Source organism: Arthrobacter sp. ISL-69, assembly GCF_018613775.1.
GTDB lineage: Bacteria > Actinomycetota > Actinomycetes > Actinomycetales > Micrococcaceae > Arthrobacter.
Genome location: NZ_JAGGPO010000012.1, coordinates 107,488 through 122,264 on the forward strand (window position 1 = coordinate 107,488; position 14,777 = coordinate 122,264).

Here is a 14,777-nt window from a genome sequence, read left to right on the forward strand (position 1 = left end):
TACACAAAGGACTTCCCATGAATTCAGCAGCTTTTCTCTCCGACTTCCACCACGTGGCCACCATCGGCGCCACAACGAACAACGGCGTTGACCGCCAGGCGGCCACCGCGGAGGACGCGCAGACGCGCGACTGGTTCGCCGCCTGGGTGCACGACGCCGGCTGGGAACTCCGGGTGGACGGCATCGGCAACATGTTCGGGCTGCTGGAGTGGGCTCCCGGCGCACCGTACGTGCTGATCGGATCGCACCTGGACAGCCAGCCGCTTGGCGGCCGCTTCGACGGCGCCTACGGCGTGATCGCCGCCCTGCACGCGGCCCGCCGGCTGGCTTCCGAGGTTGCGGAGGGCGGAGCAGTGCCCCGCTTCAACCTTGCGGTGGTGAACTGGTTCAACGAGGAGGGCGGACGGTTCGCGCCGAGCATCATGGGAAGTTCGGTCTTCGCCGGCCTGCTGGAGCGGGAGCGGATGCTCGATGTCCGGGACCTGCAGGGCGTCACCGTCCGTGAGGCCCTGGACCGCATCGGATACCTGGGCGCCGCCGAGGGCCCGGACGTCGCGGGCTACGCGGAGATCCACATTGAGCAGGGCCGGATCCTCGAGCGGGAAGGCATCGACATCGGCCTGGTGGACAGCAGCTGGTACACGCAGAAGCTGGACATCGAGGTGCTGGGGGAGCAGTCCCACACGGGCGCCACCGCCATGGCGGACCGGCATGACGCCCTGGTGGCGGCGTCGAAGATCATCCTGATGGTGCACGACGTCACCGGTGACTTCGCGGACGAGGCACTGGTTTCCTCCGTGGGCCAGCTGACCCTGGAACCGAACTCCCCGATCGTGGTGGCACGCAGGGTGCACCTCGTGGCGGACCTGCGCTCGGGGGATCCGGAGATCGTCAAGGCCGCCCGGACCACCCTGCTGGAGAAGATCGACGTGCTGGCCCGTGAACACGACATCAAGGTCAACGTGAAGGACTTCGACATCCGGCCCATCCGCCGCTTCCCCGAGTCCGGCCTGGAGCTGGCGGACAAGGTGGCAGCCAACCTGGGACTCTCCGCCCGGCGGATCCGGACCATGGCCGGCCACGACTCCGTGGCCATGAACACGGTGGCGCCGTCCGTCATGCTGTTCATTCCCAGCGTGGACGGCGTCTCGCACTGCGAACGTGAATTCACCACCGACGCCGACATGGTGGCGGGAGTGGACATGCTGACCGGTGTGACCCGGGAGCTCGTCGGCGGGGCCCTCGTATGACGGAGCTGCACTACCTCGACGCCGCCACGGCACTGCGGCTTTTCCGCACCCGGGAGCTTTCCCCGGTGGAGCTGATGGAGGCCGTGATTGCGCGGACGGAGGCCGTCAACGGGGAAGTCAACGCCCTGACGGAAACGCTCTTTGAAGAAGCACTGCCCGCAGCCCGGCAGGCCGCCGCCAGATACGCCCGCGGCAGGGACATCACCCCGCTGCTGGGCCTGCCGGTGGCCGCCAAGGAAAAGCACGGACTCAAGGGCCGGACGCTTTCACAGGGACTCGTGGCCAGGAAGGACGAGCTGGCGGCGGAGGACCACCCGGTCGTCGACCGGATCCGGCGTGCGGGCGGCATCATCCACGCCCGCACCACCACTCCCGAGTACAGCTGCGCGACGGTCACCCACAGCCCGCTATGGGGAGTCACCCGGAACCCATGGAACGTGCAGTTCTCGCCAGGAGGATCCTCGGGCGGTTCCGGGGCCGCTCTGGCCGCCGGGCTGGCTCCGCTGGCGACGGCCTCGGACATCGCCGGCTCCACCCGTCTGCCGGCGTCGTTCACGGGAACGGTGGGCTACAAAGCGCCGTACGGGAGGATCCCCGGCCTGGCGCCGCTGGCCGCTGACCACTACCGCGGCGACGGGCCCATGGCCCGGACCGTGGCGGACACCGCCCTGCTGGCCAATGTCATGGCCGGACGGCACCCGGGGGACCACACCTCTCTCGCGGACGCGCCCGGGCTTGCGGTGTCGGGACTGGAGACGCACGACGGCGGTTCTTCCGTCGCGGCGGCATCAGTCGCAGGGATGAGGATCGCCCTGTGCATCCGCGTCGGGAACTACCCCGTAGCGCCCGACGTCGAGGCCAACACCCGCGCGGTCGCTGCGGCTTTGCAGGACGCCGGGGCCGTTGTCGAGGAGATCGAACTCCCGTGGACCACGGAGTCCATCAGCCGCACGATGTTCACACACTTCGGGTACTTGTTGGGCCCGGCCATGGAGGACGAGACCGAGGGCTCAACCGAACTCCTGGCCCCCTACACACGCCGCTTCATGGCGGATGCCAGGCGGGCAGCCGAGGAGAACCGCTTTGTTGACGGCATCCGGGCCGAGACCCGCCTGCAGGCCGAGCTGGCTGCCGCCATGGCCGGTTTCGACGCCCTGGTCTGCCCCGCGTCCGCCGTCGCCGCACTGGATGCCGACGGCATGTACCTTGAAGGGATCGACGCCGGCGGGCAACAGCTCGAGCACTACTGGCAGGGCCACATGACGGCGCCGTTCAACATCGCCAACCGCTGCCCGGTGCTGGCCGTACCCAGCGGCATGGCGGACTGCGGGATCCCCACGGGCGTGCAAATTGTCGGGCACCCGTACGACGACGCCGCGGTGTTCACAGTGGGCGCGGCCGTGGAAGCGGTGCGGCCCTGGGCCGCACGGCGGCCGGGGATCCTGGCGATGGCCTAAGGGGCTGAATCGGGCACAGCTGAGGGGAAGGACTCCCGGAGTGCTGCGAGTAGCTGGCCGAAGACCTCATCTTCCGTGCCCATGCCGTCGACGCTCAGCAGGATCCCGCGCTGTGAGTACGCCGAGGCCACCGGCTCGGTTTCGCGGTAGTAGAGCTCCAGGCGGTGCCGGATCACGTCCTCGGTATCGTCGCTGCGCCCGGTCAGGGTGGCGCGGCGGAGCACCCGGTTGACCAGCTCGGTATCGTCGGCCGTCAATTGGAGTGCAACGTCCAGGGCCTGCCCGTTGGCGGCAAGGATCGTGTCAAGCTCGGCCTGCTGCGCCGCATTGCGTGGATACCCGTCCAGGAGGAACCCGTCCCGGACGTCATCCTCGCTCAGGCGGTCCCGCACCATGCGGTTGGTCAGGCTGTCGGGAACGAAGTCGCCGGCGTCCAGATGCGCCACGACGTCACGGCCCAACGGCGTCAGGTTCTTCACATGCTCGCGGAAGACGTCCCCGGTTGAGACCCCGTTGACGCCGAGGTGCCGGGACAAACGTTCGGCTTGAGTGCCCTTGCCGCACCCCGGAGGGCCCATGATCAGCATTCGCATCGGTGAGACCACTCCTTGGCGCCGTTGAAAGGTGTCCCTACATGGTGTCCGCCGGGAGACATCAGCACAAGGGACCGGGGCGCAGCGCCTGTTCCGTGTCCCAATTGTGAGCAAATCCTTCGGCGATCCTGCGCGGGGACAGGGTTTGCGTGGGTAGCTTCGGTACACCACTAGATGGAAGGTGTACCGAAATGACGATCACTGACTACTTCTCAGGCGTAGCCATCATGCTTGGATCCCTGATAGCCGCTGCGGGGCTTTCTGCCGGGATCATCCGCGCCAGGTCCCATCACCACTAGAAGTTATTCGAACATGGGTGAGAGGAACCTTCGCTCGTACCGTCGGATGCAGTTTGTTTCCGTCGCGAATCGGTAGGCATCGATGCACTCGGGATCCACAGCCGCCGCCGATCGGTACTTCTCGTAGTCGGCGAGTGACGGGAAGGTGAACAGGGCGAAGGCCTCGTCGCTGTCACCTTCGCTCGGAAGGAAATAGCCGTGATGCTCTCCGCCCAGCCTGTTGACGAGACGGATCCACCGCCGTCCATATTCTTCAAAGTCAGCGAGCTTGCTTGCATCGATCTCATATCGAAGGTGCACTGTGATCACGGATGGTCCTCTTTCGTTAGGGGGCGTGCCGGCGGCTCGCCCGGATTTATACCGCGCTACCACTCCTGATACTTAGAGTGATTGGTACCGTATTTGAAGACCCGTCCTCGCTGGGACTGCCTCTCCCCTTGGTGCCGCGGTGCCCTGCTGCGCCGGTGCCGGCGCACGCTGAAGCTGCTCGGGTCATACAGGGTGCCGTCAGGCCTGCGGAACTGCATATCTTGGTTGAACATCGGAACGAATCCTATCGGGACGTGTCGGGCCGGTCGGGATGTTCCTGACCCAGATCCAGGAGATCAATGTCGACGAACAGCCAACACATGGCGATGAACATGCATGCTGAAAAGACCATGAGGATCCCCATGCCCCACTAGGTGCTGACCTGGGCCTGGCCGCGGCCGGGCGTGAAGCCGATCTCATCACCTGGGTAGCTGTGCAGCTCGCCGGTGCTGGTCCTGCGGAGAACACGCTTCTCACCGGCCGCTACAGCCCTCTTGTGTTCGGCGTACACGGCATCTTTGCGCCGCTCACGCCCACGGTCAGAAACCATGGTCGGTCCTCTTGGGTTCGAAAATATCCCGGCTCTCCGGGAAAGGGGTAGGTACTGTTCGGGAAGTTCTCCCGGGTGATTTCAAGGGTTCCGGAATGCTGCTCGAACCATCTGCGTGCCTGATCGTCGGTGACGGCGTAGAGAGGCTTGGGCAGTCCCTTGGGCTTGCGGAGCTTGCGGGCACGGAGTTCATCGCGAAGGGAACGGACGCTCATGAGCCAGCCGCCAGTGAAGAGGACGGCGCATACCGCGGAGCCCAGCATGATGATCAAGCCCATACCCATCTCCCCCGGATCGGGAAAGGACATGATCAGGGCGAGGATCCCGAAGAGTATTCCGAGAGGGGCCAGGATAGCGGGGACCGTCATCAGCAGGGCAACGAGGCTCTGGCCAACAAAGCTGTTGGCCATGTTGGCGGATTCGCTGGCACTGTGGCCTCCCAAGCCCCACTCCTCACGAGTGTAGGCGTAGACGACAACCTCTTTGCTCCACCCTCCAGTCCCGTACCAGTACTTGGGCAGGTCTGGATGGGGTTTCGGTTCGGCCTCGGCCATATGTCCGCAACGTCCGTTCTCATAAGGGGCCATGCTCGGCCCGGGATGGATGGGTCCACAGGAATCGCACCTGCGGCCTAGTCTGGTTTTCATGTGTACGGCAGCAGGCTCGTGGGCTATGGCAAGGCTGCGACCTCGGCGCCGCGCGGGTCAACGACACTGGTGCCGATTAGGACTCTGCCCGGCAGCAGGGCGGCCATTGCCGTGGCGGGGGCGGGAAGAGTCGTGTTCATGATGGTCCGATGTCCGAAGGCGCGCGAAGGCGTCGCGCCACCAACACGATGCGACCTCAGGAGCCGGTGAATCACCGGCCCGCTGCCGTGCACATAGCCATCACCCTAACGAAAAATGAGGCAGAGCCATGTCTATCAAGGGAAGGGAAGACCTGAGTTTGGGCTAGGCGTAGGGTGGAATTTAGACGATAGGAGCACTTCATGAAGAAAATCCTCATGGTACTGACCAGCGTTTCCGAGATCGGCGATACCGGAGAGAAGACCGGCTACAACGTGGCCGAGGCCGCACATCCCTGGAAGGTCTTCAAGGATTCAGGGCATTTCGTCGACTTTGCGTCCATCCAAGGCGGCAAGCCGCCGCGCGACGAGGTGGACTCAGAAGATCCCATCCAGGTTGCCTTTACGGAGGACGAAACCACGCGCGCCGGTCTCTACAACACGGCCCGCGTCGACGTCGTTGATCCCGAACAGTACGACGCCGTCTATCTCGTGGGAGGCCACGGCGCCATGTGGGACTTCCCGGACAGCGAAGGCTTGCAGAACCTCGTAGCCAGCGTCTACAACGCCGGCGGCGTGGTGGGCGCTGTCTGCCACGGGCCGGCCGGACTGCTGAACGTCGAGTTGGCCAACGGATTTCGGCTGGTCGAGGGCAGGAAGGTCGCTGCCTTCACCAATGACGAGGAGGTTGCCGCCGGGAAGGACAAGGTCATCCCGTTCTTTTTGGCCGACCGGCTTGAGGAACAGGGCGCTACCCACGTCTCCGCTGGTGTCTTTGAAGAGAAGGTCGTGGTGGACGACCGGCTGGTGACCGGCCAGAACCCGGCGTCAGCGGCCGGCGTCGCCAAGGAGATGGAGAAGCTCCTGGCAGAGGTCATCCACAAGGAAAAGGCCGAGGAACAGCACGATGCGGAGGCGCTGCGCGCCGAGAAGGACGCTGAGAAAAACGCCAAGAAGGCTGCCGCAGAAGCGGAGCACTAACACCAACACCGCATGCAAGTCGCAATCACTTAGGAGGTTCGCGGTGCCGGACACCACCTGCCACATGTCGATCTCGCTGGACGGCTTTGTCGCCGGGCCGGACCAAAGCCGCGAGGACCCCTTGGGCAAGCGGGGGCGGAGCTGCACCGCTGGCACATCGGCGACCCGCGAGCCAACGATGCCGACAAGGTTGCGAACGAGTGGCTCATGCGCCCGCGGGGCGCGTATGTGATGGGTCGGAATATGTTCAGCCCTATCCGCGGGGACTGGGATGAGGAATGGACCGGGTGGTGGGGAGCCGAACCGCCGTACCACGCGCCGGTATTCGTTCTGACCCATCACGGACATGACCCGATCCAAATGGACGGCGGGACGACGTTCCACTTCGTTACCGAGGGCTTCGACGCGGCCTACTCCGCAGCGTGCCAGGCTGCCGGGGACAAAGGCGTGGACATCGCCGGTGGGGCTTCGACCGTCCGACAGGCACTGATCGCCGGCGTGATCGACGAGCTCACCCTCGACATCGCACCGGTCCTGCTCGGTTCGGGGGAGCGCATCTTCGGCGGGGTTGAATCCTTCGGCTTCGAACCCGCCGAGGTGCTGCACTCCCCGCTGGCCACCCACATCCGCTATCGCCGCGTCAGCTAACGCTGCCGGCCTCCTGAAGTGACGGCCTCCGGAAACAGAGCAGATCACCTCACCGTGGACGTGCGACTCACCACCATCGGTGTTTGCCGGGGATGAAGCCCGCGAGCGAAGCCAGGCCGCCGGCGCAGAATATAACTCCCACGAAACCGGCGATCCCGTCACTTATCGGTCCGGTGGTGAGAAAAACGCCGAGGCCGAGGCCGGCTACTCCGCGGCCGAGGCGCCACGCGCGGTTAGCCTTCGTGTTTGACCCATATCTCGAAACCCCATACTTCCGCCGCTCTCCTCCACGGTTTCCAGGCGGGTTCGGATTAATCTCGCTGGGTCCCTCGACGACCCTGCCGAAGTCGTCCACCCACCGGCCGGTTCCTACTTCCGGGCAGTGGGCGTGCACGCTCTCGTCGATGGCTGCGAAGTCCGCTGGGAATCCCCGGTACATCATCTTCGAAAGGCTCACGTCGAAGTCCACGCGACCATCCGCCCAGTAGGCGTCGTGGCGGACCAGGCGCACCGGGCGGTTCAGCCACCTTGAGGGTCGGATGAAAGCCGTCGCGCGAACGGCGACGGGCTTTTCTGCGGTTTCGGGCATGGACCGAGCTTAGGGGCCCCCGCTCTGAAACGGGGACCAGGCAGTTCGCAAATTCTCTGGTGACCCAAAACTAGAGAGTTCGCCGAGAAGCGCCTGCCAGCCAGCAGTCAGCAGCGCAGTGAAATGAGAATTGGCGGGCACTTCTTCCCGAAGGAACAAGGCCCGCCATTTCTTAGAGGAACATCCTAAGCTTCTCTGCCTCCCAGCGTAGCCGCTGCGCTACATGTCGTGCACAGCGACCTCGGTTCTGACAGGCCAGCGGCCTGTGACCTCGCGGAAATCAATTGCCCGCAGCAATGGAGTCATGTCGTAAGCACTCATGTTCAGGCTGAGTTTGACACCGTGAACGGATTTCACTGTCAGGAACTGCTGACCTCTCAACGTCCCCACGCTGTAGTGCGCGATGTCGCTATAGGCAATCAGGTGTTCCTTGCCGAGCACGCTGCGGAAGGCCACCTCATAGGCGCGCGGAGCCACGTAAAAGTTGCGGTACATCGCGACGAATGCCATCCCGCCCAGGAGAATCGCCACCGAAGCAATACGGGCACCAAGAGGTGCGCGGGCTGTGGTGAAGGCGAACAGACCCATGAGGAGCCCCACGGACACGCAGAGCCAGCCAAAGATCAAAAGCACCTTCGGCATACGAACCTGTTCCGGGTACTCCTTGGACCGGTTGGGGTGCTTCCGCGCCCACCAGGCAATCGCGGCAATGGACACAGTCGTGAATACCGTGATGGAGATGTTTATGATTTGCGCTGTCGACATTTCGGCTACATGCCTTGGGCGCGGAATGCCAAGGTGGCTGCGAGCATGAGCAAAGACGCGCTGATGGTACGACGAAGCATATTTCCCCCAGTATGTGAACGGCCTGTTCGGCCCTATCCCGGCAAAGTCTAAACGCAAATGCGTCCTCGGATTTGAGGCACATCGGCAAGGCGCAGAATAGAGGGTGACGGCCGCCACGCCTCGCGGCCGGCTTTCAATGAAATGCTTACGGTCGCGTAGTGCAGCTGCCTGGTCCTGACTACCCTGTTCTCATGGGGGTCACCGGAATACCAAAGAGAATGAGCCGCCGCCGCAAAGTCTGGCTTGCTGTGCTGGCCGGGCTGGCTGTCTGTCTCACCGCCTTCTTCGTCTGGGCGTCCTGGAAAAGCGGCCAGATCATCGCCGAGCTCAAGTCGATCGCGGATCGCCTTGAAACCAATCCGGGATGGGAGAACTTGGAAACCCAGCCCCCGGTGGCTGCCGCCGTGTGCATCCCACTGGATGGCCCATGTTCCCAATATGCCTACAGATGGGCCAGCCATCAGGCGTACCAGCAAGGCGACCTGGAGAAATACATCCACCAGGTCAGCCTGGTTCCCCAGGAGCTGGAAAAGTGCGAGAGGAACCCGCGGTTCAACGCAGGTGGACTGGACTGCCGGGCTGTCGGAATTATTGACGGCTGGAACGTACGCATCTCGGTGCACGACTACGGACCCGGGGATGACAACTCCACAGTGCAGATCGTGGTCAATCACTACGGATACTGACTGCGGAGATGGCGGGTCGGGAAAGTCAGATGGATACCCCGCCACCGTCGTTGGAACCGCGAACTGGTCACGGTGGATTGCCCCGAGCATCTGCTGCGCAACACCGACGACCTGACTGACGAAGTGAGCCGCAAAAGCGCAGTAAACATCGACCACGAGAAGCTCGCCGCTCATTGACACCGGGGATCAGTCTGGACCGTGTGTGGGCCACACGCGGACCGAACTTTTAGCCGTTGGCGCCGGCGTCAACCACGTGCACACCCGACTTCACGTGTAAGCGACACACCCAAGGGGTCTAAGAAGAAATCAAATAACCGCACGGGTAGATTTTGCGCAATTCTTTTGGTTTATCAGCCCAGTAAGCCTATATCGCGTCGGCCTGTAGGGTCATGGCTGGAACGGGTCTTTCCACTCGTAAACGACTATAACAACGCATGGCCTGAACATTTTTCTTACGAATCGGTGTTGGTTGGAAGTGCTGAAGAGGCACTTCGAAGTGGCTATGGTTTGGGCTATGCAAGAAACTCCGGACGCAGGGTTCCTACGTATGAAATATGCCCTTGATGCACACCGAGAAGGCTCGCTCCCACGGGAAGATCTTCTCACGCTCCTCATGTGGGAGATGGCAGCAGTGGAGGACAAATCTGTGATGAACTTCATCGCCGAAGTCCCGAATCAGGACCCGGAAGGTGATCTCTCCTAGGACGTGACCCGCACCTACAAGTACGTCCGCCACTGGGAGTTCCCCGAGGCACCAGAACTGTCCAAGGCGTTGCCCGCAGCGATCGAGTGCACTTTCCCGGAGCTCATTCAGTCCGTTGCCCGTGTGGCGGGAGAGTTAGGACGGGTGCGCAACATGCTTGAAGGGGTGAACGTGCGCCTTGACCTTCGTGATCCGACATGGCCGTAGAAGAGGCGCTGCGCCTGGTCGCCGAAGAATTGGGGGTACTGGAGGGAGCATGCCAAACGATCGGTGACAGAACCGGTATTGCACCGGCATTTCCCGGCGAGGAAGCTGAGCGCCGGTCCTCCTGGACATCACCGGTTGGCTCACCGTTGTCCCCGAAACAAATTCTCATGCTGGCGGGCCTGGCCCAATGCGTTACTGCGGGGCGCATTCCCGGGCAAAGCAAAACCCCTGCTTCCCTTATGTTTATAAGGGAAGCAGGGGCCTTGCTACTTGGCGGTGACGGTGGGATTTGAACCCACGTTGGCTTTGACACCAAACAACATTTCGAGTGTTGCACCTTCGGCCGCTCGGACACGTCACCAACCTGAATAGGTTACCGGAGCATGGCTCGCTTCCCAAAACGAGGGCGCGCCGGTGTCAGATGTCTTCCCCGCGCCCGCGCCGGGGACTACATTCGTAAGCAAGATGATCAATTCCCAGCAGCGCTCCCAAGCCAAGGCCTATTGGACCGTCGGCCACGAAAAAGGCGAACTCCGGAGCGAGGACCTGCCCGCGCCGGGCCCCGGCGAAGCGCTGGTCCGTTCCCTTTACTCGGGCATCAGCAAGGGCACCGAAACGGTGGTCCACTGCGGCAACGTGCCGCCCCGGGTTGCCGAACAAATGCGGGCGCCCCTGCAGGAGGGTTCCTTCCCATCGCCGGTGAAGTACGGCTACCTCTCCGTGGGAACCGTGGAGGCGGGCCCCATGGACTGGGTGGGGCGCACCGTGTTCTGCCTGCACCCGCACCAGGACCGCTACGTTGTCCCGGTCGAGTCCCTGACCGTGGTCCCGGAGAACGTCCCGGCCCGCAGGGCAGTGCTCACGGGAACCGTGGAAACCGCCGTCAATGCCTTGTGGGAAGCCGGGCCCCGGCTGGGCGACCGCGTGGCCGTTGTCGGCGCCGGCCTGGTCGGCGGCATGGTGGCCACCCTGCTGCGCACTTTTCCGCTGCAGCGGCTCCAGCTGATCGACGTCGATCCGGCGAAACGCGCCTTCGCCGAAGCACTCGGCGTCGAATTCGCGCACCCCGACGACGCCCTTGCGGACTGTGACATCGTGATCCACTGTTCGGCCTCCCAGGAGGGCCTCGCACGGAGCCTGCAGCTGGTGGGCGATGAAGGGGACGTCATCGAGATGTCCTGGTACGCCGACCGGAAGGTCACCATCCCGCTGGGGGAGGACTTCCACGCCCGCCGGCTCTCCATCCGTGCCAGCCAGGTGGGGGTCGTGGCCCGCTCGCGCCGCCACCGCCGGACCAACGCCGACCGCCTGGCGCTCGCCGTGTCCCTGCTCAGCGATCCCGTCTACGACACCTTCCTCACGGGATCCTCCCCGTTTGCGGAACTTCCCGCCGTCGTCCATGACCTGGCCGACGGCCGCCTGGATGCGCTCTGCCACGTCATTGAATACCCCGCCGAAGACAAGAGGTAGCCCTTGTTCAGCCTGACCGTCCGCCGCCACTTCATGATTGCCCACAGCCTGCCGCGCGAAGCCTTCGGGCCCGCCCAGGGCCTGCACGGGGCCACGTTCGTGGCGGAGGTGACTTTCCGCCGTCGGGCGCTGAACGACGACGCCATCGTCCTGGACATCGGTGCGGCCGGCGGGCTCATTGAGGAAGTGCTGGCCGGCCTGAACTACAAGAACCTCGACGAGCACCCGGACTTTGCCGGGAAGCTGAGCACCACCGAGGCCCTCGCGCAGTACATCGCCGAGGCCGTCGCCGCGAAGGTCCGCGACGGTGAGGACGGGCGGGAACTGGCCGGACTGGACGTCACCCTCCGGGAAAACCCCGACGCCTGGGCCTCGTTCGCGCTCGACTTCAACGCCGCGTAAGCACATGCCCGGGCCCCGCGCGGAGAGACCGGTGATCCGGCTGATCGTGCCGGGCAACGTGCTGCACAACTCAGGGGGCAACGCCTACAACGCCGCGCTGGTCCGCGGGCTCAGCGCCCATGGGGCAGACGTGGATGTCTGCCCCGCTGACGGCCACTGGCCGGTGGGCAGCGTGGAAGAACGACGGCGGCTGGCCGGGTTGCTGCTCGACGGCGGCAGCGGTTCCCATGGCCGCGCGACGGCCGCCACAGGGGCCGCGAGACCGGTGACCATCGTGGACGGTCTGGTTGCGCTGGGCGCGCCGCTGGAAATGGAGGCGGCAGCCGCCGCGGGACGGCCCGCGTGGATCCTGCTGCACATGCCGCTGGCAGCGCACCCGGACCTGGAGGAACGCGCGCTGGCGGCCGCCGCGGGCGTAATCTGCACCAGTTCGACGACGGCTGCGGCAATCCGGGACAAGCACTGCCCCGTCCCGATCCACGTGGCGCTGCCCGGCACTGATGCCGCTCCTCCTGCGGCCGGCTCGAACCCGCCACACTTCGTGGCAGTGGCCGCACTGCTGCCGAACAAGGACCAGCTCCTGCTGCTGAATGCACTCGCAGGACTCACGGACCTGCCCTGGTCCGCGGCGCTGGTGGGCTCCGATTCCGCCGACCCCGCCTACGCCCGGACGGTCCGCAGCGCCATAACCAGGCTCGGGCTGACCGGCCGAGTGGCAGTCCGCGGCGAGCTCAGTGGGGAGGTCCTGGACGAGGCATGGCACCGTGCCGATCTCAGCCTGCTCATTTCGCGGGCTGAAGCGTACGGGATGGTGGTCACCGAGTCCCTCGCCCGCGGAATCCCGGTGGTGGTGCGGGCCGGCACCGGCGCCGTCGAGGCACTCGCGGCGGGTTCACCGGGTCCGGCGGGGCCGCCGGGCGGGGCAGCAGCTCCCGACGGCGGCGGGGGACCCGCGCTGCCGGGCGCCGCCGTCGTCCTCGGCGCGGACCCGTCCCCGCTGGCGGCAGTCCTGCGCGGCTGGCTGACGGATCCGGAACTTCGCTCGCGGTGGCGCGACGCGGCACTGGATGCGCGCAACCGGCTGCCGGGCTGGGACGCGACGGCCAGGACGGTGCTGGACAGCATTGCGGCGGACAGATCGGGACAGGACGCGCCGCGCCGCCGGACTGCGTCGGCTCATTCCGTTGCCGTGCCGGCTGATGGACAATGGCCCCTATGACAACCGGGCCCCTCACTGTTGAGACTCCGGAGGCTAATCCCGCGGCCGTCAGCGTACCGCCGGCGCACACGGTCACGGCAGAACGCCTGCGCGCGTGGGCCTGGCACAAACAGGGCCTCGACGGCAGTCTCGCCGGTCATACCGCGGCCGAGGTCCTGGCCAGGGCCGGCTGGGCACGTTCCCTGGGCGGCGCCAACCCCTACCTCACGTTGTTCACCCGTGCCGGAATCCGCCGCGAACAGGCTGATGCCGACGTCCTGGCACTGCGGATCTACGAACTCCCCAGCGCCCGCGGCTGCACGTACATCCTGGGCGCGGAGGATTTCGCGTGGGCCCTGAAGCTGGGCAAGGATTCCGCCGAAGTCTTCAAAGTGCTTGGCAGGCTGGGGGTGGACCGCGGCGAACTCACGCTGCTCGAGGACCAGGTGCTGCACGCCCTGGCCGGGGCCGGCCGCCCGCTGGATCCGAAACAGCTCAAGGATGAACTCGGCGATTCGGTCCGAAGCCTGGGCGAGGAAGGGAAAAGGCAGGGCGTCTCCACCACCCTCCCCACCGCTCTTGGCCTGCTGCAGCGTGACGGCCGGATCCGCCGCGTCCCTGCCAACGGCCGTCTCGACCAGCAGCGCTACGCCTATACGCTGTGGGACCTGCCGCCGAGCCCGTTGGACATGGACGCCGCCCGCACTGAGCTGATCCGCAAGTACCTGGGTTGGACCGGCGGAGCCACGCTCAAGCAATCCCAGTGGTTCTCCGGGTTCACAGTCGCCCAGAGCAAGGCGGCCCTGGCCGCCGTCGGTGCCGTTGAGGTGCCCACCGTCCACCCTGCCGCCAAAGGCGAAGCGCTGTGGATGCTGCCCGACGACGTCAAACGCCTCGCCGCTTTTGACGTGCCGGTGGAAGAACAGATTCAGCTCCTCGCCGGGACGGACTCGCTTGTCATCCAGCGGCGGAACGCCGCTGACCTGTTCGCGGACGGCGACGGGGACGCGACACTGCTCGGCGCGATACTGGCGCAACAGGCCGACCTGCCGGACCATCCAATCCTGGACCGCGGCCGGATCATCGGACTCTGGCAGTACGATCCCGTCGGGCAACGGATCGCCCACTGGCTGTTCGGCAGGTCTTCGCCGCGCATCGGGCAGCGGATCGCCGAAGTGGAAGCGTGGATCCGGGAGGACCTGGGCGATTTCCGTTCCTTCAGCCTTGACTCGCCCGCATCCAGGCAGCAGCGCATTGACGCCCTGGACGCGGCGGATGCCGGTTAGCTGACCTGCCGGTGGCCGGTGAAGAAATCCCGGAGCAGCGTGGCACATTCCTGCTCCCGGACGCCGGCGTAGACCTCCACCCAGTGGTTGAGCCGGCGCTCGCGGAGGATGTCGAACACCGAACCGGCGGCCCCTGCCTTCTCGTCCCACGCCCCGAACACCACACGCGGGATCCTCGCCAGGACAATGGCGCCCGCGCACATGGCACAGGGTTCCAAGGTCACCACGAGGGTGCAGTCCGCCAGCCGCCAGCCGTCGCCCTGCGGAAGGGCCTGCAGCCGGGCAGCCGCCTCGCGGATCGCCACCATCTCGGCGTGCGCGGTGGGATCACCGTGGGCTTCCCGTTCGTTCCTCCCTGTACCCAGGACTTCACCGTCAGGTCCGATGACGACGGCGCCGATCGGCACGTCCTCGGTGGCCAGCGCAGCCCGTGCCTCGGCGAGGGCAAGGCCCATCCATTCGGCATGGCGGGGCTCCGGGGAAGTCATGGCTCAATGATAGTTTCGAAGGTACGGCAGG

At 65.2% G+C, this 14,777-nt stretch carries 16 protein-coding genes, 1 tRNA gene and 1 pseudogene; 11 read left to right on the forward strand and 7 right to left on the reverse strand.

The window, feature by feature from the left end:
* The first annotated feature begins 17 nt into the window (after positions 1-17).
* Positions 18-1,250, forward strand: coding sequence for a M20 family metallo-hydrolase (locus tag J7I79_RS08525; protein ID WP_214952253.1), 1,233 nt, complete (start codon positions 18-20; stop codon positions 1,248-1,250).
* Positions 1,247-2,707: an amidase gene (locus J7I79_RS08530; protein ID WP_214952255.1), complete on the forward strand. Its 1,461-nt coding sequence runs from the start codon at positions 1,247-1,249 to the stop codon at positions 2,705-2,707. The genes J7I79_RS08525 and J7I79_RS08530 overlap by 4 nt, the downstream gene beginning before the upstream one ends.
* On the opposite strand, the gene J7I79_RS08535 is transcribed toward J7I79_RS08530, so the two are convergent.
* The 3 genes from J7I79_RS08535 to J7I79_RS08545 all read right to left on the reverse strand — a co-directional run bounded on the left by J7I79_RS08535 (position 2,704) and on the right by J7I79_RS08545 (position 4,901).
* Positions 2,704-3,294, reverse strand: coding sequence for an adenylate kinase (locus J7I79_RS08535; protein WP_214952514.1), 591 nt, complete (start codon positions 3,292-3,294; stop codon positions 2,704-2,706). The two genes, J7I79_RS08530 and J7I79_RS08535, sit on opposite strands and share 4 nt — an antisense overlap.
* Positions 3,295-3,602: 308 nt before the next feature.
* Positions 3,603-3,908 (reverse strand): NIPSNAP family protein, encoded by a 306-nt coding sequence (locus J7I79_RS08540; RefSeq protein WP_214952256.1) that lies wholly within the window; start codon positions 3,906-3,908, stop codon positions 3,603-3,605.
* Positions 3,909-4,391: 483 nt separating this feature from the next.
* The gene (locus tag J7I79_RS08545; RefSeq protein ID WP_214952258.1) at positions 4,392-4,901 is read right to left on the reverse strand and encodes a hypothetical protein; all 510 of its coding nucleotides are present in this window, start codon (positions 4,899-4,901) and stop codon (positions 4,392-4,394) included.
* A 545-nt stretch (positions 4,902-5,446) separates the two neighbouring features.
* On the opposite strand from J7I79_RS08545, the gene J7I79_RS08550 reads away from it, so the two are divergent.
* Together J7I79_RS08550 and J7I79_RS08555 are read left to right on the forward strand one after the other, a co-directional pair.
* A complete protein-coding gene (locus J7I79_RS08550; RefSeq protein WP_214952260.1) occupies positions 5,447-6,223 on the forward strand; it encodes a type 1 glutamine amidotransferase domain-containing protein in 777 nt (258 codons plus the stop codon).
* 64 nt (positions 6,224-6,287) lie between these two features.
* Positions 6,288-6,871, forward strand: a pseudogene (locus J7I79_RS08555) (dihydrofolate reductase family protein).
* Positions 6,872-6,938: 67 nt separating this feature from the next.
* On the opposite strand, the gene J7I79_RS08560 reads toward J7I79_RS08555, so the two are convergent.
* Positions 6,939-7,460, reverse strand: a complete 522-nt coding sequence (locus J7I79_RS08560) for a hypothetical protein (RefSeq protein WP_214952263.1) — start codon at positions 7,458-7,460, stop codon at positions 6,939-6,941.
* Between the two features lie 219 nt (positions 7,461-7,679).
* Positions 7,680-8,225, reverse strand: a complete 546-nt coding sequence (locus tag J7I79_RS08565) for a hypothetical protein (RefSeq protein WP_251042560.1) — start codon at positions 8,223-8,225, stop codon at positions 7,680-7,682.
* Positions 8,226-8,497: 272 nt separating this feature from the next.
* Here J7I79_RS08565 and J7I79_RS08570 point away from each other — a divergent pair, with 272 nt between their 5' ends.
* From J7I79_RS08570 to J7I79_RS08580, 3 genes are all read left to right on the forward strand, one after another.
* Positions 8,498-8,992, forward strand: a complete 495-nt coding sequence (locus tag J7I79_RS08570) for a hypothetical protein (RefSeq protein ID WP_214952265.1) — start codon at positions 8,498-8,500, stop codon at positions 8,990-8,992.
* Between the two features lie 547 nt (positions 8,993-9,539).
* A complete protein-coding gene (locus J7I79_RS08575) occupies positions 9,540-9,695 on the forward strand; it encodes a hypothetical protein (protein ID WP_214952267.1) in 156 nt (51 codons plus the stop codon).
* A 3-nt stretch (positions 9,696-9,698) separates the two neighbouring features.
* Positions 9,699-9,902, forward strand: coding sequence for a hypothetical protein (locus tag J7I79_RS08580; protein ID WP_214952269.1), 204 nt, complete (start codon positions 9,699-9,701; stop codon positions 9,900-9,902).
* A 271-nt stretch (positions 9,903-10,173) separates the two neighbouring features.
* Here J7I79_RS08580 and J7I79_RS08585 read toward each other — a convergent pair.
* Positions 10,174-10,263: transfer RNA gene (locus J7I79_RS08585), tRNA-Ser, on the reverse strand.
* Positions 10,264-10,367: 104 nt separating this feature from the next.
* On the opposite strand from J7I79_RS08585, the gene J7I79_RS08590 reads away from it, so the two are divergent.
* The 4 genes from J7I79_RS08590 to J7I79_RS08605 are packed head-to-tail and all read left to right on the forward strand — an operon-like array spanning position 10,368 to position 14,258.
* Positions 10,368-11,372 carry a zinc-binding alcohol dehydrogenase gene (locus J7I79_RS08590; RefSeq protein WP_214952271.1) on the forward strand — a complete coding sequence of 335 codons (1,005 nt, stop codon included), beginning with the start codon at positions 10,368-10,370 and terminating at the stop codon, positions 11,370-11,372.
* Positions 11,373-11,375: 3 nt separating this feature from the next.
* Positions 11,376-11,774, forward strand: a complete 399-nt coding sequence (locus tag J7I79_RS08595) for a 6-carboxytetrahydropterin synthase (protein WP_214952273.1) — start codon at positions 11,376-11,378, stop codon at positions 11,772-11,774.
* Between the two features lie 31 nt (positions 11,775-11,805).
* Positions 11,806-12,993: a glycosyltransferase gene (locus tag J7I79_RS08600; RefSeq protein WP_311380550.1), complete on the forward strand. Its 1,188-nt coding sequence runs from the start codon at positions 11,806-11,808 to the stop codon at positions 12,991-12,993.
* Positions 12,990-14,258 carry a DNA glycosylase AlkZ-like family protein gene (locus tag J7I79_RS08605; protein WP_214952277.1) on the forward strand — a complete coding sequence of 423 codons (1,269 nt, stop codon included), beginning with the start codon at positions 12,990-12,992 and terminating at the stop codon, positions 14,256-14,258. Before J7I79_RS08600 ends, J7I79_RS08605 begins: the two co-directional genes overlap by 4 nt.
* Here J7I79_RS08605 and tadA read toward each other — a convergent pair.
* Positions 14,255-14,746: a tRNA adenosine(34) deaminase TadA gene (gene tadA, locus J7I79_RS08610; RefSeq protein WP_214952280.1), complete on the reverse strand. Its 492-nt coding sequence runs from the start codon at positions 14,744-14,746 to the stop codon at positions 14,255-14,257. The genes J7I79_RS08605 and tadA overlap by 4 nt on opposite strands.
* Positions 14,747-14,777 lie beyond the last annotated feature (31 nt).

Coding starts and splice junctions, on each gene's coding strand:
- J7I79_RS08525 (WP_214952253.1), top strand. CDS start 18: ATGAATTCAGCAGCTTTTCTCTCCGACTTCCACCACGTGGCCACCATC.
- J7I79_RS08530 (WP_214952255.1), top strand. CDS start 1,247: ATGACGGAGCTGCACTACCTCGACGCCGCCACGGCACTGCGGCTTTTC.
- J7I79_RS08535 (WP_214952514.1), bottom strand. CDS start 3,294: ATGCTGATCATGGGCCCTCCGGGGTGCGGCAAGGGCACTCAAGCCGAA.
- J7I79_RS08550 (WP_214952260.1), top strand. CDS start 5,447: ATGAAGAAAATCCTCATGGTACTGACCAGCGTTTCCGAGATCGGCGAT.
- J7I79_RS08560 (WP_214952263.1), bottom strand. CDS start 7,460: ATGCCCGAAACCGCAGAAAAGCCCGTCGCCGTTCGCGCGACGGCTTTC.
- J7I79_RS08565 (WP_251042560.1), bottom strand. CDS start 8,225: ATGTCGACAGCGCAAATCATAAACATCTCCATCACGGTATTCACGACT.
- J7I79_RS08570 (WP_214952265.1), top strand. CDS start 8,498: ATGGGGGTCACCGGAATACCAAAGAGAATGAGCCGCCGCCGCAAAGTC.
- J7I79_RS08575 (WP_214952267.1), top strand. CDS start 9,540: ATGAAATATGCCCTTGATGCACACCGAGAAGGCTCGCTCCCACGGGAA.
- J7I79_RS08590 (WP_214952271.1), top strand. CDS start 10,368: ATGATCAATTCCCAGCAGCGCTCCCAAGCCAAGGCCTATTGGACCGTC.
- J7I79_RS08605 (WP_214952277.1), top strand. CDS start 12,990: ATGACAACCGGGCCCCTCACTGTTGAGACTCCGGAGGCTAATCCCGCG.
- tadA (WP_214952280.1), bottom strand. CDS start 14,746: ATGACTTCCCCGGAGCCCCGCCATGCCGAATGGATGGGCCTTGCCCTC.